We start from the raw sequence: 3,130 nt of genomic DNA on the forward strand, positions 1-3,130 counted from the left end.
TGCGCAGAACATGAATGAATGCTGACTATTGGGAAAATTTCCCATTAATCGGGATCGGCGCTGTACGGGGATTGCAGGCGCGTCAGCCTGCCGAAGGTACCAACCCGGTCGCCTCGGCCTCGGCCTGCATGCGACGTGCGAAGAAGGGCGAAATGGTGAACCGCGCCAGCACATCGGAAGCGGGGGCCCCGGAGGGCGCACCCACCAGCTTTTCGAGCGCGCGCCAATCGGCCCGGCCTTCCGCAACACGGCCGTTGGCGGCGAGTGCAAGCGCGCGCGCGAGCAGGAAATTGGGCTGCGTCTCCAGTTCGGGCTTTTCGGCGCTGAGCGCAAGCTGCAGCGCCTCGGGGCGCTTGCCGTTGATGACGCGCGTGATCACCAGCGACGAGATCTGATAGCCCCCGGGCTGTTCGTTCAGCGCGCTCGCGCGTTCGAGCACGGGTTCGGCGCCGGGATAGTCGCCGCATGCCATGAGCAGGCTGCCTGCAAGACCCAGCGTGTCGGGCTCGAGCGGATTGCTCTCGATCGCACGGCGGGCAAAGGCGATCGCACGCGGGCAATTGCCCCGCGCCCAGGCCGAGCGCGCCACCGCGATCTGCGCCAGCGCCGATGTTCCGTTATTGCGCAACGCAGCTTCTGCAAGATCACGCCCCCTGGCGGTCGGGGTCAGCGGCACCATGCTCTTGCCGCGCGGCCGCGACAGTTCGAGGAACGATTGCGCCTGGAGCACCAGCGATTCGTTGGGGAACAGCTTTGCCGATGCATCGAGGCACTGGCTCACCGCGGCCCGCTCCGCGGGATCGCGGCTCTGGCGGAAACTGTCATAGGCGATCAGGCAGGGATAACCGGGGGACGTGTCGCCGCCCAGCAGCTTGCGCTGATGCTGGATGATCACCCCGCCCGAACGCGCGACCTCCGAAATGCCGTTCCCGATGGCCTGCTCGACATCCGGCGCCGCGATCTCGGTGCCGTCATGGTTTATCTCATAGGACCACAAGGTCGTCCCGCTCGCCTTGTGGCGAAGCGCGAGGAAGATCGGCGCATTCGCTCCAGGACCAGCACTGCTGCCGCGTACGACCAGCTGGTACGCGCGCGCCCTCTCCGTCTCGCTGACATCCTCGTGCGCCGCGCTCGTCACCGCGACCATCTCGAAGCGCTGCAAGTGCATTTCGGCAATCTGCGCGGCGGTGTTGAGCGCATCATTGCCGCTCGCCGGCTCGGTCAGGATCGTGACATGCGCAATCTGGCCGCGCATGTCGCGCCGTGCAGCCTCTTCGCTGGCGGTTTCCGGCTTGGCCAGCAACCAGATGACGTAGAGAAGGCCGAGCAGCAGCAGGATGCGCACCACCCAGAGGATCCAGCCCCGGTCGATCCCCGATGGCGGCGGGGATGATGCCTGCGAGCGGGCGTGTCCCTGGATATCTCCCGCACCTGCAGCGCCCCCGAAGGCGCCTGTATTGCCTCCCGGGTTCGGCAGCGACTGAGGCCCGGCTCCGACCGGAGCGGTGGCGGCCGACTCTGCCATTGGCGCCAGCTCGACATTGTAGCGCCCGACCGGAATGACGATGCGATGACGGCCTGCGGCCTCCTGCGCGGATAACCCGGCATAATGCAGTTCGAGCATCTTGCGCAGCCGCCCGACCTGCACGCGCGGATAGCTGTCGCTCTGCGGATCGAAGCTGTCGTCGCGGCCCAGACCGTCGACCGCAATCTGATAGGCCTTGAGCCGCTCCCCGTTGCCCGCAAGTGTCTGTTCGACAAGATATTCGAGCAAACGCCGCAACACGGGTGAGCGGACGAACTCCGGCGAGCGCATCACCAGACCAAGTTCATTCTGCAATGCGCTTCTTTCAGGTTGCGCACTCACCTGCGTGTCATCCCTTCAGGGCTGGCGGATTGTCGATAGCAACGGATGAAGCGCCCGGAACCGTTATCTTGTCCGTGTTTGCTTCCATGAGGATATAGGCCGAAATGTAACTTTGCAATCGAACGTGACATGAAAATGGCCGGAAGCACTGAAAAACTTGCATTTTACGGGTAACAACCAGTCCAATCGGCGATTGCGGTTTTTGTTGCCAAGGGGTTGGAACCGACGACCATCGCCCCTATCGAGGGCATAGCATGCCGCCGCAAACCCCCTCCTCTGCCGATCGAACGCCGCCGCCCGCCATGCGCGAGACGCTCGGACGATTCCTGCCTTATCTCTGGCCAGCGGACCGGCCCGATCTGAAGCTGCGCATCTGCGGCGCGATGCTGATGGTGCTGCTGGGCAAGGCGGCGGTTCTTTCCATGCCCTTTGCCTACAAGGCCGCAGTCGACCGGATGACAATCGACGGCACCACGATGGCGATGGCGGCGATCATCGCGGTGCTGGCTTATGGCGCGGCGCGGCTGGGATCGGTGCTGTTCGACAATCTGCGCAACGTGGTCTTCGAACGCGTCGGCCAGGAAGCAACGCGGACGCTCGCCGAGAACGTCTTCGTGCAATTGCACCGGCTGTCGCTGCGCTTTCACCTCGCCCGCCGCACCGGCGAGGTCACCAAGGTGATCGAGCGCGGCACCAAGAGCATCGACGTGATGCTCTATTTCCTGCTGTTCAACATCGCCCCGACGGTGCTCGAACTCATCGCGGTGCTGGTGATCTTCTGGATCAATTTCGGCTTCGGACTGGTGCTGGCAACGGTGGCGATGGTGGCGATCTATATCGTCTTCACCCGCAAGATCACCGACTGGCGCAACCATCTGCGCGAGGCGATGAACACGCTCGATGGCAAGCAGCTCGCCCGCGCGGTCGATTCGCTGCTCAATTACGAGACGGTCAAATATTTCACCGCCGAGGAACGCGAGGCCAAGCGCTATGGCGATGCCGCGCGCACCTATGCCAATGCGGCGGTCAAATCCGAAAACTCGCTCGCGCTGCTCAATGTCGGCCAGTCGCTGATCACCAACCTGATGATGGCCGGCGCAATGGCCTATACCATCTGGGGCTGGAGCCGGGGGCAGTTCACCGTCGGCGATCTGGTGCTCGTCAACACGCTGCTGATGCAGCTGTTCCGCCCGCTCGACCTGCTCGGCATGGTCTATCGCACGATCCGCCAGGGGCTGGTGGATATGGCGGCGATGTTCGACC

Annotated in this window: 2 protein-coding genes; one reads left to right on the top strand and one right to left on the bottom strand. The window is 63.9% G+C overall.

Annotated elements, in window-relative coordinates; all coding sequences use genetic code 11:
- Window positions 1-82: 82 nt before the first annotated feature.
- The gene (locus AX735_RS00625) at window positions 83-1,840 is read right to left on the bottom strand and encodes a hypothetical protein (protein ID WP_156447379.1); all 1,758 of its coding nucleotides are present in this window, start codon (window positions 1,838-1,840) and stop codon (window positions 83-85) included.
- 281 nt (window positions 1,841-2,121) lie between these two features.
- Here AX735_RS00625 and AX735_RS00630 point away from each other — a divergent pair.
- On the top strand, window positions 2,122-3,130 hold a 1,009-nt coding region (locus AX735_RS00630), incomplete at its 3' end, for an ABC transporter transmembrane domain-containing protein (protein ID WP_446471761.1).

The sequence above is a fragment of the Blastomonas sp. CCH1-A6 genome, from assembly GCF_001556365.1.
GTDB lineage: Bacteria > Pseudomonadota > Alphaproteobacteria > Sphingomonadales > Sphingomonadaceae > Blastomonas > Blastomonas ursincola.